A 24,344-nucleotide genomic window follows, 5' to 3' on the forward strand; every position below is an offset into this window, starting at 1 on the left:
CTGATGCGTTTACCCGGCGGGCAACATCCGCCTGGCAGTGGGTGCAAAGCCAGCACAAACCGTCGGTGTTCCTGTGTCTGTCTTTGCGCGACACTACTGCACTAGCCAATGGAGTGCGACATGACTGCCAGTGCAGAAAAATTTACCCGCCAGACGCTGCTTGAGGTTACCCCGCTGACCCCCGGTCTTTTCACGTTGCGTACCACCCGCGACCCGGGTTTTCGTTTCACTGCGGGTCAATTCGCCCGTCTGGGCGTGACCAAGGCCGATGGCAGCACGGTGTGGCGGGCCTATTCAATGGCGTCCTCACCCCATGACGAGTTCCTGGAGTTCTTCTCCATTGTCGTGCCGGGAGGCGAGTTCACCAGTGAGCTCAGTCGTCTGGAAGTTGGCGATACCCTGCTGGTCGAGCGCCAGGCCTATGGTTTTTTGACCCTGGACCGCTTTGTTGACGGGCAGAATCTGTGGATGCTGGCGACCGGGACCGGCATCGCGCCATTTCTGTCGATCCTGCAAGACTTTGAAGTATGGGAAAAGTTTGAGCATATCGTGCTGGTTTACAGTGCGCGGGAAACCAGAGAACTGGCCTATCAGGGCTTGATTGCCGGTCTGGTTGAGCGTGATTACTTGTCGGAATATGCACATAAATTTACCTATGTGCCGATTGTCACGCGCGAGCAGCATGAGGGGGCTTTAAGCGGGCGAGTTACCACATTGATTGAAAATGGAGCACTTGAAGAGCGGGTAAAGATCAGCCTGACGCCCGAACATTCAAGGGTGATGTTGTGTGGCAATCCGCAAATGATCGATGACACCAGAAAGTTGCTCAAAGCGCGGGGGTTGCAACTAAGCCTGAGTCGCCGTCCCGGGCAAGTAGCGGTTGAAAACTACTGGTAACCGGCCGGCCATAAAAAACGGCGCCCGCAGGCGCCGTTTTTTTATCGGATCGTCAAGGTCGATCGTGTTGCGCCTTGAGCAGATCGCGAATTTCGCTCAGCAGCACTTCTTCGGCAGTCGGTACGGGCGGTGCGCTTGGAGCCACAGCCTCTTCACGCTTCAGGCGGTTGATCGCCTTGACGCCCATAAAGATGGCGAACGCGACGATGATGAAGTCGATCACGCTCTGGATGAACTTGCCATACGCCACAACCACGGCAGGTGCATCACCAACGGCGGCTTTGAGGGTAATGGCCAGGTCACTGAAGTCCACACCTCCGATCAACAGACCCAGAGGTGGCATGACTACATCGCCAACGAAGGATGAAACGATTTTGCCGAATGCCGCGCCGATAATGATACCGACGGCCATGTCGACCACATTCCCTTTGACCGCGAAGGCCTTGAACTCACTTATCACGCCCATAGGTTATTCCTTGTTACATATGAAGTTGGTGAGTGCAGTGTAAGTCAGCCTTGCCGATCTTGCCTGCTGTGATGCTTATTGGCTGTTTAATCGACCGGCTCAAGTGCCGATAGTTTTATAAAAAGCGCGGAAACTTGCGGTCGATACCCCCTCAGCTGCCTTAATGCCAGACTTTTATTTCAATCAGGTAGTTGCGACCTTTCTATTTAGAATTTGCTCCCCGGCCCTCTAGCCTTTGGTCAGCGCCCCGATGCGCACCTAATAATCAGAGGACTTACCCATGACCATCCCCCTAGGCTCTGGAGCGTTTTCACAGCGTCGCCTGCTGTGTGTTTTGAGCGCCAGCCTGCTGTCGGTTTCAGTACAGGCCGCCACCTTGACTCGCGACAACGGTGCCGCAGTCGGCGATAACCAGAACTCGCAAACGGCAGGGGCAAACGGCCCGGTATTGCTGCAAGACGTGCAGTTGCTGCAAAAACTTCAGCGCTTTGACCGCGAACGCATCCCGGAGCGTGTGGTGCATGCCCGCGGCACCGGGGCTCACGGCACCTTTACCGTGACCAGTGACATGAGTGATCTGAGCAAAGCCAAAGTATTTGCCGCGGGTGAAACCACGCCGGTGTTTGTCCGTTTTTCGGCTGTGGTGCACGGCAACCATTCGCCGGAAACCCTGCGTGATCCACGGGGTTTCGCCACCAAGTTTTACACCGCCGACGGTAACTGGGACTTGGTAGGCAACAACTTCCCGACCTTCTTTATCCGCGATGCGATCAAGTTTCCGGACATGGTGCATGCCTTCAAGCCCGACCCGCGCACCAACCTTGACGACGACTCACGGCGCTTCGACTTCTTCTCCCATGTACCCGAAGCCACCCGCACCCTGACCGAGCTGTACTCCAACGCAGGTACGCCGGCCAGCTATCGCCAGATGGACGGTAATGGGGTACACGCCTACAAACTGGTGAACGCCAAAGGTGACGTGCGCTATGTGAAATTCCACTGGAAAAGCCTCCAGGGCCTCAACAATCTGGATCCCGCACAGGTCACCCGGGTTCAAGGCCGTGATTACAGCCACCTGACCAACGATCTGGTGGCCCATATCAACAAGGGCGATTTCCCCAAGTGGGATTTGTACGTGCAGGTACTCAAGCCGCAAGATCTGAAAACCTTCGATTTTGACCCGCTGGATGCAACCAAAATCTGGCCGGGGGTACCTGAGCGCAAAGTCGGGCAGATGGTGTTGAACCGCAACCCGGCCAATGTGTTTCAGGAAACCGAGCAGGTCGCTATGGCCCCGGCCAATCTGGTGCCGGGTATCGAGCCTTCCGAAGACCGTCTGCTGCAAGGCCGGGTGTTCTCCTATGCCGATACGCAGATGTACCGCCTTGGTGCCAACGCCATGCAGTTGCCGATAAATGCCCCGCGCAATGGTGTCAACAATGGCAACCAGGACGGTGCGATGAACATCGGTCATACCGTCACCGGGGTGAATTATCAGCCGAGCCGCCTGATGCCGCGCGAAGAGCCGCAAGCTGCGCGTTACAGCGAAATGCCAGTGTCGGGCACCACCCAGCAAGCGAAGATTCAGCGTGAGCAAAACTTCAAACAGGCGGGGGATCTTTACCGTTCCTTCAGCAACAAAGAGCGTCAGGATCTGATTGAAAGTTTCGGTGAGTCTTTGGCGACAACAGACGATGAGAGCAAACACATCATGCTGTCGTTTCTGTACAAGGCCGACCCTGAATACGGCACCGGCGTGACCAAAGTGGCCAAGGGTGACCTGGGCCGGGTCAAGGCACTGGCCGCCAGACTGGTCGACTGACTTAGTTACCAATCCTGCAGGAGCGAGCTTGTTCGCGAGCACGCTCGCTCCCACAGGGCGGTTAAGGTATGAACCTATGAGAACGCTTTTATCCCTGACTCTGCTTATTGTCAGCGGGCTTGCCCTGGCCGCCGAACCCGATGTACAGGCCGAACTCCGGAACTATTACTTCGATGCGGCGCGCCGTGGTGACGTGGCCATGCTCGATACCTTTATCGAGTCCGGCTACAGCCTCAATGTGCAAGACAGCAAGGGTTATACCGCGCTCATCCTTGCGGCCTACAACGGTCAGGGCGAGGCGGTTGAGCACTTGCTGAAGGCTGGCGCAAACCCCTGTGCCCAAGACTTGCGCGGTAATACAGCCCTGATGGGCGCGATTTTCAAGGGCGAAGTCCGGATTGCCCGCCGTTTACTGGGCACTGATTGCAACCCCGATCAGCGCAACGGCGCGGGGCAGACCGCTGCCATGTATGCAGGCCTGTTTCAGCGGGCCGAATTGCTCAAGGATTTGTCGCGCAAGGGGGCGGACCTGAATGCCGAAGATGCACAGGGCAATAGTGCCGCCCGGCTGGCCGATGGCGAAATCCGTATGCCGCGATCGCACTAATACGGGTGTGCTGGGCTATCATCGCGGTTTTTCCGTGGAGTTCAGATGGCCAAGCCCAAGCGCATATACGGCTGCACCGAGTGCGGCGCAACTTTCCCCAAGTGGGCCGGGCAGTGCGGTGAGTGCGGCGTCTGGAACACCCTGGTCGAAACCATTGTTGAAAGTGGTGCTGCCGCGCCACCCAGCGGGCGCACCGGCTGGACCGGGCAACAAGCCCAGATCAAAACCCTGGCCGAGGTCAGCATTGCTGAAATCCCGCGCTTCTCCACCGCCTCGGGCGAGCTGGACCGGGTGCTCGGTGGCGGTCTGGTGGACGGCTCGGTGGTGCTGATCGGCGGCGATCCCGGTATCGGTAAATCGACCATTCTCCTGCAAACTTTGTGTCATATGGCCTCGCGCATGCCTGCGCTGTATGTCACCGGCGAGGAATCGCAGCAGCAAGTAGCCATGCGCGCCCGCCGTCTGGGCTTGCCCCAGGATCAGCTCAAGGTCATGACCGAGACCTGCATCGAAAGCATCATCGCCACCGCCAAGCTGGAAAAACCCAAGGTCATGGTGATCGACTCGATCCAGACCATCTTCACCGAGCAGCTGCAATCGGCCCCGGGTGGCGTGTCGCAAGTGCGTGAAAGTGCGGCATTGCTGGTGCGCTATGCCAAGTCCAGCGGCACTGCGATCTTCCTTGTGGGCCACGTCACCAAAGAGGGCGCGCTGGCCGGGCCCCGGGTGCTGGAGCACATGGTCGACACCGTGCTGTATTTCGAGGGCGAGTCAGACGGTCGTTTGCGTTTGTTGCGGGCGGTAAAAAACCGCTTCGGCGCAGTTAACGAACTGGGCGTGTTCGGCATGACCGACAAGGGCCTGAAAGAGGTCTCCAACCCGTCTGCGATTTTCCTCACCCGGGCCCAGGAAGAAGTGCCCGGCAGTGTGGTCATGGCCACTTGGGAAGGCACACGCCCGATGCTGGTAGAGGTGCAGGCACTGGTGGATGACAGCCACATGTCCAATCCGCGCCGGGTCACCCTGGGCCTGGATCAAAACCGCCTGGCCATGTTACTGGCCGTCCTGCATCGCCATGGTGGAATTCCGACCCACGATCAGGATGTATTCCTCAACGTGGTGGGCGGGGTCAAGGTGCTGGAGACCGCGTCCGACCTCGCACTGATGGCCGCCGTGATGTCCAGCCTGCGCAATAAACCGCTGCCCCACGATCTGCTGGTATTTGGCGAGGTGGGGTTGTCGGGTGAAGTACGACCAGTGCCCAGCGGTCAGGAACGCTTGAAAGAGGCGGCCAAGCACGGTTTCAAACGGGCCATCGTGCCTATGGGCAACGCCCCCAAAGAGTCGCCGCCGGGTCTGAAGGTAATTGGCGTGACCCGTCTGGAACAGGCGCTGGATGCATTGTTTGAGTAGCGCTTCAAACAGCGGCAAGCACCGCGCAGGCCTGACCGCGCAAACGGATCAATAGCCAAGCATAAAACCGTAAAAGAAGGCTCTAGACCAAGGTAAGGGGGTGGTCTTTAGAGCTGGGGGCGCTAAACTCCGGTGGCAGTCTTTCTTGTCCAACTGGCCGGAATATAAAAATGAATAATAAAAATAGCCTGCTACGCCACATCCCGTGGCTGGTGCTGGCAATTGTAGGAGCCTGCGCCCTTGGCGTAGTGGCCTTGCGCCGAGGCGAGGCGGTCAACGCCTTGTGGATCGTAGTGGCAGCCGTTGCCATCTACCTGGTCGCTTACCGTTATTACAGTTTGTTTATCGCCACCAAGGTGATGCAACTGGACCCACTGCGGGCGACACCGGCGGTGGTCAATAACGACGGTCTGGACTATGTCCCGACCAACAAACACATTCTTTTCGGTCACCACTTTGCAGCCATCGCCGGCGCCGGGCCTCTGGTCGGGCCGGTACTGGCTGCGCAAATGGGCTATCTGCCGGGCACGCTCTGGCTGATTGCCGGGGTAGTGCTGGCCGGTGCAGTACAGGACTTCATGGTCCTGTTCATGTCCGTTCGTCGCAACGGTCGCTCCCTGGGCGACATGGTGCGCGAAGAGATGGGCAAGGTGCCTGGCACCATCGCGCTGTTTGGCTGCTTCCTGATCATGATCATCATCCTCGCGGTGCTGGCGCTGATCGTGGTCAAAGCCTTGGCCGAGAGCCCGTGGGGCATGTTCACAGTGATGGCCACCATCCCGATCGCGATGTTCATGGGCATTTACATGCGCTACATCCGCCCGGGCCGTATCGGTGAAATCTCGATTGTCGGCGTGTTGCTGTTGCTGGGTTCCATCTGGCTGGGGGGCCAGATTGCGGCCAGCCCGGAGTGGGCGCCGATATTTACCTTCACCGGTACGCAAATCACCTGGATGCTGATCGGCTACGGCTTTGTGGCGGCGGTGCTGCCGGTGTGGCTGGTACTTGCGCCCCGTGACTACCTGTCCACCTTCCTTAAAATCGGCACCATCGTGGCCCTGGCGATCGGCATTCTGGTCACCATGCCCGAACTGAAAATGCCGGCCCTGACCCAATTCGTCGACGGCACCGGTCCGGTGTGGAAAGGCGGTCTGTTCCCGTTCCTGTTCATCACCATTGCCTGCGGGGCGGTGTCGGGTTTCCACGCACTGATTGCCTCGGGTACCACGCCAAAACTGCTGGATAACGAATGCAACTCCCGTTATATCGGCTACGGCGCGATGCTGATGGAGTCATTCGTGGCCATCATGGCAATGGTTGCCGCGTCGGTGATCGAGCCTGGTGTGTACTTCGCCATGAACAGCCCGGCAGCCATTGTCGGCGGTGACGTGGTGACTGTGGCGCAAACGGTGAGCAGCTGGGGCTTTGCAATTACCCCGGACGCACTGACGGCACTGGCCCATGACATCGGTGAAACCACGGTTCTGGCCCGTGCCGGCGGCGCACCGACCCTGGCAGTGGGGATCGCGCAGATCCTGCACAACGTGCTGCCGGGCGAAAACACCATGGCGTTCTGGTATCACTTCGCCATTTTGTTTGAGGCGCTGTTCATTCTGACCGCGGTCGACGCGGGCACCCGTGCCGGTCGCTTCATGTTGCAGGACTTGCTTGGCAGCTTCGTGCCAGCCCTCAAGCGCACCGAGTCGTGGCCAGCCAACGTGCTGGCAACCGGTCTGTGTGTGGCGATGTGGGGTTACCTGCTGTACCAGGGCGTAATCGACCCGCTGGGCGGCATCAACACCCTGTGGCCGTTGTTCGGTATTTCCAACCAGATGCTGGCGGGGATTGCGCTGATGCTGGCCACCGTCGTGCTGATCAAAATGAAGCGCCAGCGCTACATTTGGGTAACCATGCTGCCAGCGGTCTGGCTGCTGATTTGCACCACCTACGCCGGTTTCATCAAGCTGTTCGACGCCAACCCGGCGGTCGGTTTCCTGGCCCTGGCGAAAAAATACAGCACCGCACTGGATGCCGGCCAAGTGATTGCCCCGGCGAAAAACATCGACCAGATGCAGCACGTGATCATCAATGCCTACACCAACGCCGGTCTGACCGTGCTGTTCCTGTTCGTGGTGTTCAGCATTCTGTTCTATGCCGTTAAAGTCGGTGCCGCGGCCTGGGGGCGTAAAGAACGTACGGATAAAGAAGCGCCGTACCACTCCCTACCGGATGCATGACAGAGGATTGCAAGCATGTTCAATGACCTGAGTCGCCTCGGTAAATACCTCGGTCAGGCCGCGCGCCTGATGGTCGGCATGCCCGACTACGACAATTACGTCGAGCATATGCAAACCAAACACCCGGACAAGCCGGTAATGACCTACGAAGCGTTCTTTCGGGAGCGCCAGGAGGCGCGTTACGGCGGCAAGGGCGGGCCCAAGTGCTGTTAATCCGCTAAGGGCGGGTTGTATCTGACTGTGGGAGCGGGTTTGTCCGCGATGGCATCGACTGTCGATACCTTCGCGGGCAAGCCCGCTCCCACATTTTTTTGTGTTCAACAGGAGACCCGACATGACCTCTCCAATCCCCGTCACCATCCTCAGCGGATTTCTCGGTGCCGGTAAAACCACCTTGTTGCGTCATCTGCTCAAGGCCGAGCACGGGCTGAAAATCGCCGTGATTGAAAACGAATTCAGCGATGCCGGAATCGACACCCAGTTGTTGGGCGATGAGCCGGTGCAAGTCATGACCCTGTCCAATGGCTGTGTGTGCTGCACCATTTACACTGATCTGACCAAGGCGCTGTACCTGTTGCTTGAGCGTCTGGACAGCGGTGAAATCACCTTCGACCGGCTGGTCATCGAATGCACCGGCCTGGCTGATCCGGCGCCGGTGGCACAAACCTTCTTTATTGACGAAGAACTGCGTGAGCGTTATCTGCTGGACGGCATCATCACGCTGGTGGATGCCGCCCACGCCGAGGTTCACCTGAGCCAGACCATCGCCCAGGCGCAAATCGGCTTTGCCGACCGGCTGTTGGTGAGCAAGCGTGATCTGGTGGATGACACCACATTTGATGCGCTGTGCCAGCGCCTGACCCGGATCAATCGCCGGGCGCCGATCCGGGTGGTGGAGCACGGCAAGATTGATCTGGCCGAGCTGCTGGATGTGCGCGGGTTCAACCTGAATGCAGATCCAGGTGGCGGTCTGAATTTGCGTCCGGTACAGCCTGCGGCTTCTGCGGACCGTATTTCCAGCATGGTGCTGCGCACCGAAAAACCGCTGGATATCGACAGCCTCAGCACCTTTATGAACGAGCTGCTGGAAGAGCACGGTAAACAGCTGCTGCGTTACAAGGGTGTATTGAATATTGCCGGTGAAGACCGGCGCCTGGTGTTTCAGGGTGTGCTCAAGCTCTACGGTTTTGATTGGGACACCGAATGGGCCGAGGGCGAGCTGCGCGAAAGCGTGATGGTGTTTATTGCCGATGAATTGCCGGAGGCCACCATTCGCGAAGGGTTTGCACGGCTCTGATCCATCACCGCCTTATATCTGTAGGCGCGGGCTGTTTATGGTTTGAAGAAGCTCGCGAGCAAGCTCGCTCCTACAGGGCGTATCCGCAGAGCGCCCAGAAAAAAGCCCGGCTAGAAAGCCGGGCTTTTTTTCAGCTGTTTGCTATCAGTTGCCGTAAACAGGCAGCTTGGCGCAAATGGCTTTGACCTTCTCGCGAACGGCATCAATAACGGCTTCGTTGTTGATGTCGTCAAGGATGTCGCAGATCCAGCCTGCCAGTTCACGGCATTCTTCAACCTTGAAGCCGCGGGTGGTGACAGCCGGAGTACCGAAACGCAGACCCGAGGTAACGAACGGGGAGCGTGGATCGTTCGGTACGGAGTTTTTGTTCACGGTGATGAAGGCTTTGCCCAGAGCGGCGTCAGCATCTTTACCGGAGATGTCCTGCTTGATCAGCGACAGCAGGAACAGGTGGTTTTCAGTACCGCCCGAGACCACGTCAAAACCGCGCTCGATGAACACCGAAGCCATGGCCTGAGCGTTCTTGACCACTTGTTGCTGGTAAGCCTTGAACTCAGGCTGCAGCGCTTCCTTGAAGCACACGGCCTTGGCCGCGATAACGTGCTCCAGCGGACCGCCCTGGGAACCCGGGAAAACAGCCGAATTCAGCTTCTTCTCGATGTCGGCGTTGGCTTTGGCCAGGATCAGGCCGCCACGTGGACCGCGCAGGGTTTTGTGGGTAGTGGTGGTCACTACGTCAGCATAAGGAACCGGGTTCGGGTAAACGCCCGCTGCAACCAGACCGGCCACGTGTGCCATGTCGACGAACAGGTAGGCGCCGACTTTGTCTGCGATAGCGCGGAAACGAGGGAAGTCGAGGATCTGCGAGTAGGCAGAGAAACCGGCCACGATCATTTTTGGCTTGTTCTCAACGGCCAGACGTTCAACTTCGTCGTAGTCGATCAGGCCATTGGCGTCGATACCGTACTGGATGGCGTTGTACAGCTTGCCCGAGGACGAAACGCTGGCGCCGTGGGTCAAGTGACCGCCGTGGGCCAGGCTCATGCCCAGAATGGTGTCACCGGCCGACAGCAGGGCCAGGTATACAGCGCTGTTGGCCTGGGAGCCGGCGTGCGGCTGAACGTTGGCGTAATCGGCGCCGAACAGTTCTTTTGCACGGTCGATGGCCAGTTGCTCGACGACGTCGACGTATTCGCAGCCACCGTAGTAACGCTTGCCCGGATAACCTTCGGCGTACTTGTTGGTCAGAACCGAGCCTTGAGCTTCCATGACCGCTGGGCTGGTGTAGTTTTCCGAAGCGATCAGCTCAATATGTTCTTCCTGGCGCTGAGCTTCTTGCTCCATGGCGGCAAAAAGGTCGGCGTCGAACTTGGCAAGTGTCAAATCACGGCTGAACATGGCGGTCCTCAAGGATCGGGGGCAGAAAAGGAGGGCATTCTAACCCAATGGGTTTTATCTGGCATATGAAAGCGATTCACGGCGTTCCTGATCAAACTGCAAGCAGGTAACGGCCACTTCAAATGGGTAATTCATCACTGGCAGTGTGCCGCTGCTTGGCCAGTAACTGTTTCTCTAACTGGTGTGCCGGCAGCGGTCGTCCCAGCAGGTAGCCCTGGACTTCGTCGCAGCCGTGCTCGCGCAGGAAAACCAGCTGTTCGTGGGTCTCGACGCCTTCGGCGATGACCGCCAGATTCAGGCTGTGGGCCATTGCAATAATGGCCCGGGCAATCTGGGCGTCCTGCTCGCCACAGGGCAAACCGTCGACAAAGGTACGGTCGATTTTCAGTACGTCGATCGGGAATTGCTTGAGATAGTTGAGCGATGAATAGCCGGTGCCGAAGTCGTCGACGGCAATGCTCAGGCCGAGATTTTTTAGGCTGGCCAGAATTTGCAGCGCCTCGCTGACTTCGCGCATCAGGATGCTTTCGGTCAGCTCGAGCTCAAGACACGCCGGGGGCAGGCCCGTTTCCTTGAGGATGTTGGCAATCCGGTTGCCCAGCTGGCCGTCCGAAAACTGGCGCGCCGAGATATTGACCGAGACTTTGGGCACCCGCACCTTGGCCTGATGCCAGTGTTTGAGTTGGCGACAGGCTGCGGCCAGCACCCAGTCACCGACGTCGACCACCAGGCCCAGCTCTTCGAGCACCGGGATAAAATCCCCGGGCGGCACCAGTCCGCGGCGCGGGTGATTCCAGCGCAACAGTGCTTCAACCCCGGTCAGGCGTTTGCCGTCGCCACTGAATTGCGGCTGGTAATAGAGTACGAATTCTTCCTGCTCCAGGGCATGGCGCAAATCGCTTTCCAGTTCCAGGCGTTCCAGGGCGCTGGCGTTCATGTCGGCCTGATAGAACTGGAAGTTGTTCTTGCCGCGCTCTTTGGCGTGGTACATCGCCGTATCGGCGTTTTTCATCAACTGGCTGAGTTCGTTTCCGTCTTGCGGGCTCAGGGCTATGCCGATACTGGCCGTGACGAAGAATTCACGGCTTTCGAGGACAAAGGGTTGTACCAGGCTGGCGAGGATCTGTTCGGCCACGCTGATGGCCCGGTTCAGGGCCATTTGACGGGTTGCCCGTGGTTGCAGGAGCAGGGTGAACTCGTCCCCGCCCATGCGCGCCACGGTATCGTCGTCGTCCACACAGGCCAGCAGGCGGGTCGCCATGTCTTTGAGCATGCGGTCGCCGGCGGCGTGCCCCAGGGAGTCATTGATCGGTTTGAAACGGTCGAGGTCGAGGAACATCAGGACCACCCACGACTTGTTCCGGTCGCCCTGTTGCAGTGCGGTGTGCAGGCGATCCTGAAACAGTGTCCGGTTGGGCAGGTGGGTCAGGGCATCGTAATAGGCCAGGCGGTGGATTCGCTGCTCACTGGCCTTGCGTTCGCTGATGTCACTGAAAAAACACACGTAGCTGGCCAGGTCGCCTTCATCGTCCAGCACCGCGGTGATCCCGACCCATGCCGGGTAGTGTTCGCCGCTGCGGCGTTTGAGCCACACCTCGCCCTCCCATGAGCGGTGCTGATTGAGTTGCTTGATCACGTAACGCAGATGCGCCTGTTGCTGTTCATCCACGGTCAGCATGCTTGGCAACTGGTCGAGCACTTGCGCTACGGCGTAACCGCTGACCCGGCTAAAGGCCTCATTGGCCTGGACGATATAGCCGGCCGGGTCGGTTATCAGGATCGCCGAGGTTGAGTGTTCGAATACCGTAGCCGCCATTCGCAGGTCTTTTTCTGCGTTGCGCTGCTGACTGATATCGCGGCCAACGCCGAGGATGCCCTCGAACGTATTGCTCTCGTCCCACACCAGTACCAGACGCAGCTCGATGGGGATTTTGCGTCCGTCAGCCCGCAAGCAGTCGAGCAGGAACACCTGGGTTTGCACTTGAGTGCGCAGGGGCGCCAGTTGCTCGGGGGTGTCCAGCGCAGCGCTGACCCGCGCCAGCAGGCTGTAGATACCCGCCAGTTGTTGCGGATTGGCGATGGTCGATTGCCAACCATTGTTGAACACCCATTGCGCGTCGTAGCCCAGCACAGTCTGTACCGACGGACTGACGTAATTCAGGCATAACCTGCTGTCGGTGGAGAAAATCACATCACTGATGCTTTCCGCCAGCATCCGGTAGCGCTGCTCACTGTCGCGCAGCGATTCGCTGGCCTCGATCTGGTCAGTGATGTCTTTGGCAACCCCGACAATCCGCGTTACCTGCTCCCCGGTACCCAGGGCCAGAGCCTGTTCGCGAATCTCAAAACTGCGCCAGACGCCACTGCGATGACGAAAGCGCAACTGGCATTGCAACCGGCGCACATAGTTGCCGTGACGTTGCTGGTGGCGCAGTTCGTGATAGTGCCCGGCGTCGTCGGGGTGCAGCAGCAGCTCCCAGAAATAAGCGCCCATTTGCTTGAGCTCGGCGGCGTTGTAGCCCAGGGTGTGGCCCAGATGGTGATTGCTGAAAATCATCATCTGGCTGGTGACATCCTGCACATACAGGTGGTCCGGCACGGTGCGTACCACGTCGGACCAAAAGCTTTCGCGCTCCTGCAAGGACAGCTCGATCAGCTTGCGGTTGGTAATGTCGGTAATGCTCAGAATGACCGCGTGATAGTCCAGGCGGGTATCGGGCAGACGCAGCACCAGCCATAAATGCTGGTCCCGCCCCCCGGCGTCGGCCAGTTTGATTTCCAGCTCCAGTTGTTGCAGCCGGTTGAGCACGGCCTCGACCAGTTGATAACCAATGGCCGAGCCGGTTTGCGGGGCGCCGCTGATCAGTTTTGACCAGGCGCCGTCCTCGGATTCGACCTCCAGCAACTGCATGGCGACCTGGTTCACTTCGGTGATGCGCAATTGTTCAAACAGCTGGCGCCGATGCTGCGGCTGGTTGTTCAGCCATTGTTTGAGGGCATGGCTGTCCTGGATTTTTTCGCGCTCAAGAAAGCCAGGCAGGCTGGACAGGTCGAGTACGCAAAGCGCGACGCCGGTGCCTTCAAAAATATCGTGATAACGACGCCGGCCTTCGTGCAGCTGGCGCTGGCGGCGGCGCATATTCAAAAGTGCGACCACCGGCAGCATCGAGAACAGCAGGCCGAGCAAGCATTTGCCAATCAGTCCGGGTAGCAGCTGTTGCGCCGCCATCTGGTCATTGAACAGCCCGCGCAACTGCCAGTCGCTGTTGCGCAAGGGGGTCAGCAGTACTGTGTCATCCATGTCCCGGGGATCGGAGCTTGATAGCCGGGTGACAGGAGCGGTACTGGTGCTGAGCACCTGATCCGTCAGGGTGTTTTCGACCTGCCATTGGGGGCGGTTGCTGTTCAGGGTCTGGCGCGTGAGGTTTTGCAGCAGATCCGGGGTCATGCGCAGCAGCCAGTAACCGTTGGTCGTGTCACCGGTCTGGCGCAACAACAGATAAGCAACGCTGGCATCCCTGTTGTTGCCGTAAAAATACCCGGCTGTACGGCTGTACAACCGGATGTTTTTTATCCAGTCGGCCAGGAAGGCCGCATCGGGGCTGATGCCCGTGCTGTCGAGCAGCACTTCTCCGGCTGGACTCAATAAGGCCAGGCTTTGCAGGGGCGGCAAGGTTTGGCGCAGCCGTTCGAGCAGCTCCTGTAGCTGGAGCGAATCTTTGGGGGGGGCATAGGCAGGCAGCAGGTTGAGGGCGGTTTCGGCCCTGAGTTCCATACTCAGGTTGATGTGGTCGGCCAGGTCTGCGCTGTAATTGATGCTCGACAGGCGCTCCTGCTGGATCGCGTTCCGGAACTGTTCAATCAATAGCCAGAACAGCATTGCCAGCAGCAACAGGACCAGGGTTGCCAGTGCGCCTTTTAACGTGCCGCGCACAGGTGTGCCAAGGAGTTGGCCTGGTGTGCGGGGCAGTGTTGGCGGGGTGACATTGGGCAAGCTGTGATCCTGCGGTTTGGCAAACAAGGCGCGCGCGCACTATAAGCCGGACGCCCAGAGGGCGCCTAGCATGCCTTGGGTTGTGGCAAAGTGCCAGCCCTGTGCTGTGCTCTGGTTTGCCCTGATCAACGCATTCAGGTAGCTTTGCCGGTTATTCGAGCGCCTACACTCAGGCATATACTGTCAGCAGGTATTGATGCATATCAGTCCCTGACTTTTTCCTATTGCCTGATCCGGCAATGCTCGCGCCTTATTCATCAGTCACTGACGCTAGGTTCTCCATGGCTCAATACGTATTCACCATGCATCGGCTGAGCAAAGTTGTTCCGCCGAAGCGGGAAATCCTGAAAAACATCTCCCTGTCGTTTTACCCGGGCGCCAAGATTGGCGTGCTCGGTTTGAACGGTTCGGGTAAATCCACCCTGTTGAAAATCATGGCTGGCGTGGACACCGAGTTCGACGGCGAAGCACGCCCGATGCCGGAATTGAACATCGGCTACTTGCCCCAAGAGCCGCAGCTGGACCCGAACAAAACCGTACGTGAAGTGGTTGAAGAAGCCGTTAGCGTGATCAAGGATGCGCAAGCGCGTCTGGATCAGGTTTACGCTGAATACGCTGACCCGGATGCCGACTTCGACAAGCTGGCTGCAGAACAGGCCAAGCTCGAATCCATTCTGCAGGCAAGCGACGGTCACAACCTGGAGCGCCAGCTGGAAGTCGCTGCCGATGCACTGCGTCTGCCGGCCTGGGATGCCAAGGTTGAACACCTGTCCGGTGGTGAGAAGCGTCGTGTGGCCTTGTGCCGCCTGCTGCTGTCGGCCCCGGACATGCTGCTGCTCGACGAACCGACCAACCACCTGGACGCTGACTCCGTGGCCTGGCTGGAACACTTCCTGCACGATTTCCCGGGTACCGTGGTTGCGATTACGCACGACCGTTACTTCCTGGATAACGTGGCTGGCTGGATTCTGGAGCTTGACCGCGGAGCGGGCATTCCTTACGAGGGCAACTATTCGGGCTGGCTTGAAGCCAAGTCCGATCGTCTGGCTGCCGAATCCAAGCAGCAGTCGGCCCATGAAAAAGCCATGAAAGACGAGCTGGAATGGGTCCGTAAAGGCGCCAAGGCCCGTCAGTCGAAATCCAAGGCTCGTCTGCAACGTTTCGAAGAACTGCAATCGCAGGAATTCCAGAAGCGCAGCGAAACCAACGAAATCTACATCCCGGCCGGTCCGCGCCTGGGTGACAAGGTTATCGAATTCAAGAACGTGTCCAAGGGCTACGGCGATCGCGTGCTGATCGACAACCTGTCGTTCTCCATGCCTAAAGGCGCCATCGTTGGCGTGATCGGCGGTAACGGTGCCGGTAAGTCGACCCTGTTCCGCATGCTGATGGGCAAAGAGCAGCCGGACTCCGGCAGCATCGAAATCGGCGAAACCGTGCAGCTTGCCTGTGTGGATCAGAGCCGCGACGACCTGGATGGCAGCAAGACTGTGTTCCAGGCCATTTCTGATGGTTCTGATGTGATCCGCATTGGTAACTACGAAATCCCGTCGCGTACCTATGTAGGCCGTTTCAACTTCAAAGGTGGCGATCAGCAGAAGTTCGTCAAGGACCTGTCCGGCGGTGAGCGTGGTCGCTTGCACCTGGCCCTGACCTTGAAAGAGGGCGCCAACGTGCTGCTGCTCGACGAACCGTCCAACGACCTTGACGTTGAGACCCTGCGTTCGCTCGAAGAAGCGCTGCTGGACTTCCCGGGCGCTGCCATTGTGATCTCTCACGATCGGTGGTTCCTTGACCGCGTCGCGACTCACATCCTGGCGTACGAAGACGACTCGCAAGCGGTCTTCTTTGAAGGCAACTACACCGAGTACGAAGCTGATCGTAAGAAGCGTCTCGGCGAAGCGGCCAACCAGCCGCACCGTGTACGTCACAAGAAGCTGGCCCAGTAAGGCCGGTTTGCAAGAAACAACGGAGCCCCTCGGGGCTCCGTTTTTTTTTGTGCAGACAGGCATGATTTCCGTAGTTGCCTACGAGGAACGAAGGTAGCGCCTGGGGGCGGGTTTCAGTTGGTGCAAAACTGGGTACAAGAATCACTTTTATGGTGCGCAATGACTGCTTTAACTGGACTAATTTATATAAAAGCACCATTTAAATTCATAACTGCGACATTTTGCGCTGTCGCGGTGCTTCATGAGTTGATAAGGTTCTGGGCAATCAGCTTCTAACGACAACAAATTTGCCGAGACTTTTCCATGATCGAATCCGTCGACCACTTCCTTGCCCGCCTGAAAAAACGCGACCCTGACCAGCCTGAGTTCCATCAGGCCGTAGAAGAAGTTCTGCGCAGTCTGTGGCCGTTTCTTGAAGCCAATCCGCACTATCTGACTTCAGGCATTCTCGAGCGCATTTGTGAACCCGAGCGGGCGATTGTGTTCCGCGTGTCGTGGGTCGATGACGAAGGCAAAGTGCGGGTCAACCGCGGCTTCCGGATCCAGATGAACAGCGCCATTGGCCCTTACAAGGGCGGGTTGCGTTTCCACCCGTCGGTGAACCTGGGGGTTCTGAAATTCCTGGCCTTTGAGCAAACCTTCAAGAATTCCCTGACCTCGTTGCCAATGGGCGGCGGTAAAGGGGGCTCGGATTTCAATCCGAAAGGTAAAAGCGATGCTGAAGTGATGCGTTTCTGCCAAGCCTTCATGAGTGAGCTGTACCGCCACATCGGTTCCGATGTTGACGTTCCGGCAGGCGACATCGGTGTGGGGGCACGTGAAATCGGCTTTATGTTTGGTCAGTACAAACGTCTGAGCAACCAGTTTACTTCGGTGTTGACCGGCAAGGGCATGAGCTACGGCGGCAGCCTGATCCGTCCGGAAGCCACCGGCTTCGGTTGCGTGTACTTCGCCCAGGAGATGCTCAAGCGCAGTGGCCAGCGCATTGATGGCAAGCGTGTAGCGATTTCCGGATCCGGCAACGTGGCCCAGTATGCGGCCCGTAAAGTCATGGACCTGGGTGGCAAGGTGATCTCGCTGTCGGATTCCGAAGGCACGCTATTTTGCGAAGCCGGCTTGAGCGAGGAGCAGTGGGAGGCGTTGATGGAGTTGAAAAACGTCAAGCGCGGGCGTATCAGCGAACTTGCCGGCCAGTTTGGTCTGGAGTTCCTGAGCGGCCAGCATCCGTGGAACCTGGCCTGTGACATCGCGCTGCCATGCGCCACCCAGAACGAACTGGACGCCGATGCGGCCCGCACTTTGCTCGGCAATGGCTGCGTCTGCGTCGCTGAAGGCGCGAACATGCCCACCACCCTCGAAGCGGTCGACATGTTTATCGAAGCGGGTATTTTGTTTGCCCCGGGCAAGGCTTCCAATGCCGGAGGCGTGGCAGTGAGCGGTCTGGAAATGTCACAGAACGCCATGCGCCTGCTATGGACGGCGGGTGAGGTGGACAGCAAGCTGCACAACATCATGCAGTCGATCCACCATGCCTGTGTGCACTACGGTGAAGAGAACGGCCGGATCAACTACGTGAAAGGCGCCAACATTGCGGGCTTCGTCAAAGTTGCCGACGCGATGCTGGCCCAGGGCGTGGTTTAAGCCGGATCAATCCTGATGATTTCGACCTGCAGATCCCCTGCGGGCCGAAACCACAGCACTTCATCTCCGAGTTGCGCGCCCAGCAGCGCGCGACCCAGGGGCGAGCCCCAATTGATCAGCCCCTGGCCTGCATCGGCCTGATCCTCGCCCACCAGTTGCACCCGTTGTTCATTGCCCGATTCTTCGGCAAAGGTTACCCAACTGCCAATCTGCACCTTTTGCGTTGATGTCGCAGGGGCGACCACGTGGGCGCTTTGCAGCCGCTGGCTGTAGTAGCGCAGGTCACGCTCAATCTCGGCTAACCGCTGTTTGTCGGCGTCATCGCGGCGGGCGGACTCGGCACTGTGCTGGCGCTGCAATTCGCTGACTTTGGCTTGCAACTGGTCAAGGCCGGCAGCGGTGACATAGTTGGGCTGGTCGCTGATCTGGCGCTCAATCGGCGTATTGGCCTGCTCGGCGGCGGTGTCTTCGTTGACAAATGCGCGGCTCATGGCGGTGTCCCTCCGGGGCTGTAGGCTTTAGAGCCTGCGCCGGAATCAGGGTTCAGACTGGTTTGCCAGGAAACCTGTAGGAGCGAGCTTGCTCGCGAGCTTTTTCAATCCAGCAGCGAACAGCTCGCGAGCAAGCTCGCGCCTACAGTTTTATTTAGTCAGCCAGCTGCAACGCTGCATGCTCTGCCAGCTCCTGCTGGATAAAAGCAGCAATCATGGCGCGGTAGACGCTTTCGGTGACATCGGGGTTGGCTCCCAGCTCCTCTGCCAGGGCGCGGGCCTTGGCGATAACCTGTTCAACCCGCTGTGGCGCTTTCACCGCTGCACTGTCTTTCTTGAAGCCTGCGGCCTGGGAGACATAGGCTCCGCGTTCGGCGATCAGGCTGACGATCTGGCGATCGAGGCGGTCGATCTGCCCGCGCACTTGTTCAAGGGAATCACAGGTGACTGCCATGTTTTTAAACTCCATTCAGTAGTGATACCACTTCAGTTCCAGCATGACTTCGTTCACCGGGGAGCTGAGGTGGCTGAACTCACGTTGTGCGGTCAATCGCAGCCCGAGGTTGCGTGACACTTCCCATTGCTGGTTCAGGCTCAGGCTGCGGCGGATTTCGCCGTTGGTGAAGTAGTCGCCTTTGGCTTCCAGGCTCAGGTTGCCCAGCGGATTGCGCCACAACACACCGGTGTTGAAGCCCGCCGCTGGCGACACAAAGGCCGCGAAGTCGTTGTTGTGCTCTACGCGCAGGGTGCCCAGGGCGAATCCCAGCATATTTTCGCCCAATTGCCAGGTGCCGCCTGCGCCGCCATTGACGTGGCTGACCAGGTTTTCGTCGCCGTGCTTGCCGAGGACGCGCTCGAGCCCGCCGCCTACTTGCCAGGACCAGGGCTGCAGCAAGTCGTTGCGTGGGGTCAATGAACGGATATTGGCCAGGTCCAGCTGCTGGACCTGCCAGTGATTACCCTCGTACTGACGCAGCTTGAGTTGCAGAATTTCAATCTGGGCACCCAGAGGAAATCCCGGAGCGTTGTCGTTCAGGTCGTGATAGGCCATGCGCAGGCCGTATTCGGCAAACGCCTTGTCGTCCCGGCTACCGGCGCCCAGCTGCCAGGTGCGCGACTCGTGGCCGTTTTCGGGCAGTTCGGGTTTTTCGACCTCAAGCCCGGGCGCGGGATTCTGGTTAATGGCCCGCAGCAGTTCGAAGCTGCGCTGTGAGCGCTCGGTGTCCCGCTCAAGGCCATTGGCCCGGTAGCGTTCAAGGCGATAAGCCGCGTCGATAATCAGCGCCTGACGCTCTTTGGGCAGCGCCTTGAATTGCGGGTTTTGCAGCTGGGCCTGATCGGCGCTGACCTGCAGTACCCATTGCTGTTCTTCAGGATCCAGCACCTTGGCGCGATCCAGCAGTTCACGCTCGCGGGACGGGCGATATTCGATGCTTTCCACCAGCCCGGCTTCCTTTACCGCTTTCACGGTGTCGGTGGGGATCGCGGTCAGCGGGAACTGGCTGGTCAGTTGCAAGCCGGGGCGCGCTACTTGCAGCAGTTCAAGCAAGCGGTATGAACAGTTTTCGTCGAAGAAGAAATAGTCGAACTGGATTTGTTTGAGTTCCCACACATGTTCGACCATGCGCTGGGTTTCTTCGGGTGTCAGATTCAGGCGGTATTCCCACAGGTCGCGGTTCTCGAGACTGCGGTATTCCGAGAGCTTTTCCTGGTAGGGCACCAGGGCAAACAGGCCGGGATAGCCGCCGGCCAAACCTTTCCAGGCATACAGAATACTGTTGTCGGAACCTTCAATGTAGGCGCCGAAGTTGATCGCATAGCTGAGCAGCGCGGTCTTGTTGCTCTGCACGTCGGCCTGGTCGATACGCAACAGGGTGTGGCCGAACATCGACGACGGGCTGTTGAGGTAGGCCGCCGGGAAAATCATCACCGTGCTGTCGGGAGCTACATCTTTAAACCACTGGCTGAACTCTGCGCACTCGGCCTTGGGCAGGTCGGTCAGGTTCAGTTGGGCCTTGAGCCAGCGGGTGCGTGCCGGGTATACGCATTGCGGGTGCTTGTCTCCCAGGTTCAGGGGGGCATACAACGCCGTCAGGGTCGCGCGCAGTTCGGCATCCGGATGCTCGGCGCCGTCTTTGGCGAGAAAGAATTTGTCATCGCTGACATAGCTGCGCCAGCCGCCCAGTTTGCGGGCTTCATAATGGCCTAGGGAGATCCAGAACGGATCGTTGGCCAGCTGCTGCACTCGTTGATCGTCAATATGAGGTGCGGCATACAGCGGGGCGCAGGCACAGAGCGCCAGGTAGGCAAGGCGTTTGAGCATGGTGGGCAACTGTTGTCAGACAAATAGAAGTGAAGCTGGAGAATACCCGCTCCGGGAGGAGCGGGCGGTGCTCATTTGTTACGCAGCAGTTGCGTATTTCGCCAGGCGTGCGTCGCCTTTGAGGATGGCCAGAGTGTTGGTGTGTACATCGTCAGCGGTTACGTCGGCTTTGCTGAAGATTTGCTGGAAGTGCTCGTGGGTAACAGCTGCGAAATGATCGCGGTCTTCAGGGGCCACACCCAGGACCACCGCATAGGTGGTCAGTGCTTCGCCATTGCCTTTGGCCATGTCTTCGGACAGTTCGTTCATCATGCCGTTCATGGCAATCCACGATTTGCCGCCGTAAGTCAGGGCATCCTTGGTCGTACAGCCGTTGGTCCCGGAAGTCATACCGAAGGTAGCGTTACCGGAGGTGCCGTTGGTGGTTGATGCGAGGAAGTGAGCCGGTGTGCCGCGCTGACCTTCAAACAACATGTTGCCCCAACCGCAGTTCGGGCCACCCGGTGCTTGCGCCATGGCATTGAGGGAAACAACAGTAAAGAGAGTACCAAGAAGAATCCGTTTCATAAGCTTTGTTCTCTATGAGTGTGCAACCAATGGACAAGGGTGTCTGGCCCAGAAGCGCCAGAACGGGCCGGTTATTAATCCAGCCGCGTAACAAGTAGGAGTCTAGGCACGATCGGACGGTTCCGTGAAATTTTGTAAAACAATCTTCGATCGGGCACATTTTCAGCCTGTAAATACCGGGCCCTGATTTTTCAAGTGCTATGCGCCTTGCCAGTGGGATACAGCCAGCGCCAGAATGCGTTCATCTGCCCCGCCCGATGTAAGGAAGCCCGATGCCTGATCCTGTAGCTGCCAGCTTGCGTCTAGCGCCTGACGCGCTAACCCGTCCGTTCTCCGCTGAACAGTTCAGCTTCTCCAACACCAACGATCTGGAGCCTTTTCGCGGCATTCTCGGCCAGGAGCGAGCGGTCGAAGCCCTGCAATTTGGCGTGGCCATGCCACGTCCGGGTTACAACGTATTTGTCATGGGCGAGCCGGGTACCGGACGCTTTTCGTTCGTCAAACGCTACCTCAAGGCCGAGGGCAAACGCCTGAAGTCACCAAGCGACTGGGTCTATGTCAATAATTTCGACGAGCCGCGCGAGCCGCGCGCACTGGAGCTGCCTGCGAGCACCGCCGGTGCGTTCATCAGCGACATCAATGGTTTGATCGACAACCTGCTGGCGACCTTTCCGGCGGTGTTTGAACACCCGACTTACCAGCAACGCAAGAGCGCCATCGATCGCGGTTTCAATCAGCGTTACGACCGTGCCCTGGATGTGATCGAGCGTCTGGCGCTGGAAAAAGGCGTGGCGCTGTATCGCGACAGCAGCAACGTGGCCTTTACTCCGATGAGCGAGGGCAAGGCGCTGGACGAGGCCGAGTTTTCGCAATTGCCCGACGAAGAGCGTGAGCGGTTCCACGAGGATATTTCCGGGCTTGAGGAGCGGCTGAACGAAGAGCTTGCGAGTCTGCCGCAGTGGAAGCGTGAATCGAACAACCAGCTACGCCACCTGAACGAAGAAACCATCACCCTGGCGCTGCAACCTTTGCTGGCGCCGTTGTCGCAAAAGTACGCCGAAAATGGTGCGGTCTGCGGTTATATGCAGGCCATGCAGGTGTACCTGCTGAAGACTGTGGTCGAGCAACTGGTCGACGACAGCAAAACCGATGCCCAGGCCCGCAAGTTGCTCGAAGAGCAGTACCTGCCGAGCCTGGTGGTGGGCCAGCCCATGAGCGGCGGCGCACCGGTGGTGTTTGAGCCGCACCCGACCTACGACAACCTGTTTGGCCGCATCGAATACAGCACTGACCAGGGGGCGCTGTACACCACGTATCGGCAGCTGCGTCCCGGGGCACTGCACCGGGCCAATGGCGGCTTTCTGATTCTTGAAGCCGAGAAAATGCTCAGCGAACCCTTTGTCTGGGATGCTCTCAAGCGTGCCCTGCAGTCGCGCAAGCTGAAGATGGAGTCGCCGCTGGGCGAGATGGGCCGCCTGGCCACCATCACCCTCAACCCGCAAGTGATTCCGTTGCAGGTCAAGGTCATCATCATCGGTGCCCGCCAGTTGTACTACACGCTGCAGGATCTGGATCCGGACTTCCAGGAGATGTTCCGGGTGCTGGTGGACTTCGATGAAGACATCCCGATGGTCGACGAGAGCCTGGAGCAGTTCGCCCAGTTGCTCACCACCCGCACCTCGGAAGAAGGCATGGCGCCGTTGACCGCTGATGCCGTTGCGCGTCTGGCGACCTACAGCGCACGTCTTGCCGAGCATCAGGGGCGTTTGTCGGCGCGTATCGGTGATCTGTTCCAGCTGGTCAGCGAGGCAGACTTCATTCGCCATCTGGCCAACGACGAGATGACGGATGCCGGACACATCGAGCGGGCGCTCAAAGCCAAGGCCACCCGTACCGGCCGGGTTTCGGCGCGGATTCTTGACGACATGCTGGCCGGGATCATTCTGATCGACACCGATGGGGCGGCGGTCGGCAAGTGCAACGGCCTGACGGTACTTGAAGTGGGGGACTCGGCCTTCGGTGTGCCTGCGCGGATTTCCGCCACGGTGTACCCGGGGGGCAGCGGCATTGTCGACATCGAGCGCGAGGTTAACCTCGGGCAGCCGATTCACTCCAAGGGCGTGATGATTCTGACCGGTTATCTGGGCAGCCGTTATGCCCAGGAGTTCCCGCTGGCGATCTCGGCCAGTATCGCGCTGGAGCAGTCCTACGGTTACGTCGATGGTGACAGTGCCTCGCTGGGTGAGGCCTGTACGTTGATTTCGGCGCTGTCCAAAACAGCCCTCAAGCAGTGCTTTGCGATCACCGGTTCGATCAACCAGTTTGGCGAAGTGCAGGCGGTGGGCGGGGTCAACGAGAAGATCGAAGGCTTCTTCCGTCTGTGCGAGGCGCGTGGTCTGACGGGCGAGCAGGGCGCTATCATCCCGCAAGCCAACGTGGCGACCTTGATGCTGGATGAAAAGGTGTTGCAGGCGGTACGTGATGGCAAGTTCCACGTTTACGCGGTACGCCAGGCGGATGAGGCGTTGAGCCTGTTGGTCGGCGAGCCGGCCGGTGAACCGGATGCCGAAGGTCAGTTTCCGGAAGGCAGCGTAAATGCCCGGGTGGTTGAAAGATTGCGGGCGATTGCCGAGATGATCAACGACGAGGACCTCAAGGAAGCCGAAAAGGAACTACTTGCCGAGGCGCTGGCGGCTAAAAAGCCGGCCTGACGCTGGGGCAACTGTAGAAGCGAGCTTGCTCGCGAGCCTTTCACGGCTTGCACAAGCTCGTTCCTGCAGCGGCCAGGGCATCCGTTTGTCATGGCAGCCTCTCCTGTCAGATTCTTCCTCTATTCTCAATGCAGGACTTCCACTGTCGTCACTGGAATGATGCAGCCCGTAGTGCGTGGCTGATGACAGAATTTACCGAGGGTCGCCGCCATGTCGCGCAACCTTTGTCTTACCCGCCAATGCCTGGGTCTGGTCACCCGTATTGAATGCAGCATTCGTCCGCTGGCAGGCAATACCGGGATGTGGACGCTGTTGTTTGCTGCCGGTCTGGCAGGCGAGCAGCCGACTACGATCAAAGCCCAGGGTCCGTTCCCCGGTCCTTTCGTGGCCGAAACCATTCTGGAATCAATCGTTGAAAGCCTGACGCTGCATGGCTATCGGCTTGCCGATGACCCGCAGATCTGGTGCCTGCACGTGCAGGCCCAGTTGCGCCAGATCAACGGTGGACGCTGTCACGCCTCCCGCTAGGCC

General features: G+C 58.7%; 17 protein-coding genes and 1 pseudogene. 11 read left to right on the forward strand and 7 right to left on the reverse strand.

Annotated elements, in window-relative coordinates:
• The first annotated feature begins 120 nt into the window (after nt 1-120).
• A complete protein-coding gene (locus JQ848_RS03290; RefSeq protein ID WP_161719102.1) occupies nt 121-897 on the forward strand; it encodes a ferredoxin--NADP reductase in 777 nt (258 codons plus the stop codon).
• Between the two features lie 52 nt (nt 898-949).
• Here the strand turns inward: JQ848_RS03290 and mscL are convergent, their stop codons facing one another.
• Nucleotides 950-1,363: a large-conductance mechanosensitive channel protein MscL gene (gene mscL / locus JQ848_RS03295; protein ID WP_003443977.1), complete on the reverse strand. Its 414-nt coding sequence runs from the start codon at nt 1,361-1,363 to the stop codon at nt 950-952.
• Nucleotides 1,364-1,643: 280 nt separating this feature from the next.
• On the opposite strand from mscL, the gene katB reads away from it, so the two are divergent.
• From katB to yjiA, 6 genes are all read left to right on the forward strand, one after another.
• Nucleotides 1,644-3,185: a catalase KatB gene (katB, locus tag JQ848_RS03300; RefSeq protein ID WP_202210263.1), complete on the forward strand. Its 1,542-nt coding sequence runs from the start codon at nt 1,644-1,646 to the stop codon at nt 3,183-3,185.
• Between the two features lie 76 nt (nt 3,186-3,261).
• Nucleotides 3,262-3,792 (forward strand): ankyrin repeat domain-containing protein, encoded by a 531-nt coding sequence (locus JQ848_RS03305; RefSeq protein ID WP_161719100.1) that lies wholly within the window; start codon nt 3,262-3,264, stop codon nt 3,790-3,792.
• 45 nt (nt 3,793-3,837) lie between these two features.
• Entirely contained in the window at nt 3,838-5,205 is a 1,368-nt protein-coding gene (gene radA, locus JQ848_RS03310) for a DNA repair protein RadA (RefSeq protein WP_003443972.1), read from the forward strand.
• Between the two features lie 170 nt (nt 5,206-5,375).
• On the forward strand, nt 5,376-7,442 hold the full coding sequence (locus JQ848_RS03315) for a carbon starvation CstA family protein (RefSeq protein ID WP_003443970.1): 2,067 nt from the start codon (nt 5,376-5,378) through the stop codon (nt 7,440-7,442).
• Nucleotides 7,443-7,457: 15 nt separating this feature from the next.
• Entirely contained in the window at nt 7,458-7,655 is a 198-nt protein-coding gene (locus JQ848_RS03320) for a YbdD/YjiX family protein (protein WP_003443968.1), read from the forward strand.
• A gap of 121 nt (nt 7,656-7,776) precedes the next feature.
• Nucleotides 7,777-8,739, forward strand: coding sequence for a GTPase (yjiA, locus tag JQ848_RS03325; RefSeq protein WP_202210264.1), 963 nt, complete (start codon nt 7,777-7,779; stop codon nt 8,737-8,739).
• Between the two features lie 144 nt (nt 8,740-8,883).
• Here the strand turns inward: yjiA and glyA are convergent, their stop codons facing one another.
• A complete protein-coding gene (glyA, locus tag JQ848_RS03330) occupies nt 8,884-10,137 on the reverse strand; it encodes a serine hydroxymethyltransferase (RefSeq protein ID WP_003443962.1) in 1,254 nt (417 codons plus the stop codon).
• A gap of 118 nt (nt 10,138-10,255) precedes the next feature.
• Nucleotides 10,256-13,426 (reverse strand): annotated as a pseudogene (locus JQ848_RS03335) (sensor domain-containing protein); the annotation flags it as partial.
• A gap of 986 nt (nt 13,427-14,412) precedes the next feature.
• On the opposite strand from JQ848_RS03335, the gene ettA reads away from it, so the two are divergent.
• Together ettA and gdhA are read left to right on the forward strand one after the other, a co-directional pair.
• Nucleotides 14,413-16,080, forward strand: coding sequence for an energy-dependent translational throttle protein EttA (gene ettA / locus JQ848_RS03340; protein ID WP_003443957.1), 1,668 nt, complete (start codon nt 14,413-14,415; stop codon nt 16,078-16,080).
• 303 nt (nt 16,081-16,383) lie between these two features.
• Entirely contained in the window at nt 16,384-17,721 is a 1,338-nt protein-coding gene (gene gdhA, locus JQ848_RS03345) for an NADP-specific glutamate dehydrogenase (protein ID WP_003443954.1), read from the forward strand.
• Here gdhA and JQ848_RS03350 read toward each other — a convergent pair.
• The 4 genes from JQ848_RS03350 to JQ848_RS03365 form a co-directional block, all read right to left on the reverse strand.
• Nucleotides 17,718-18,212 carry a GreA/GreB family elongation factor gene (locus JQ848_RS03350; RefSeq protein WP_003443952.1) on the reverse strand — a complete coding sequence of 165 codons (495 nt, stop codon included), beginning with the start codon at nt 18,210-18,212 and terminating at the stop codon, nt 17,718-17,720. The two genes, gdhA and JQ848_RS03350, sit on opposite strands and share 4 nt — an antisense overlap.
• Nucleotides 18,213-18,366: 154 nt before the next feature.
• Nucleotides 18,367-18,666, reverse strand: a complete 300-nt coding sequence (locus tag JQ848_RS03355) for a chorismate mutase (protein WP_029612191.1) — start codon at nt 18,664-18,666, stop codon at nt 18,367-18,369.
• A gap of 15 nt (nt 18,667-18,681) precedes the next feature.
• Nucleotides 18,682-20,535 carry an Lnb N-terminal periplasmic domain-containing protein gene (locus JQ848_RS03360; protein WP_127196768.1) on the reverse strand — a complete coding sequence of 618 codons (1,854 nt, stop codon included), beginning with the start codon at nt 20,533-20,535 and terminating at the stop codon, nt 18,682-18,684.
• 78 nt (nt 20,536-20,613) lie between these two features.
• On the reverse strand, nt 20,614-21,102 hold the full coding sequence (locus JQ848_RS03365) for a DUF3015 domain-containing protein (protein WP_003443943.1): 489 nt from the start codon (nt 21,100-21,102) through the stop codon (nt 20,614-20,616).
• 272 nt (nt 21,103-21,374) lie between these two features.
• Here JQ848_RS03365 and JQ848_RS03370 point away from each other — a divergent pair, with 272 nt between their 5' ends.
• A complete protein-coding gene (locus JQ848_RS03370; protein ID WP_003443940.1) occupies nt 21,375-23,813 on the forward strand; it encodes a Lon protease family protein in 2,439 nt (812 codons plus the stop codon).
• Between the two features lie 210 nt (nt 23,814-24,023).
• Nucleotides 24,024-24,341, forward strand: coding sequence for a PA4575 family protein (locus JQ848_RS03375; protein ID WP_003443937.1), 318 nt, complete (start codon nt 24,024-24,026; stop codon nt 24,339-24,341).
• Nucleotides 24,342-24,344: the final 3 nt, after the last annotated feature.

Origin of the sequence: Pseudomonas paraversuta, from assembly GCF_904067025.1 — a bacterium.
In the GTDB taxonomy this organism is placed as follows: Bacteria; Pseudomonadota; Gammaproteobacteria; order Pseudomonadales; family Pseudomonadaceae; genus Aquipseudomonas; species Aquipseudomonas paraversuta.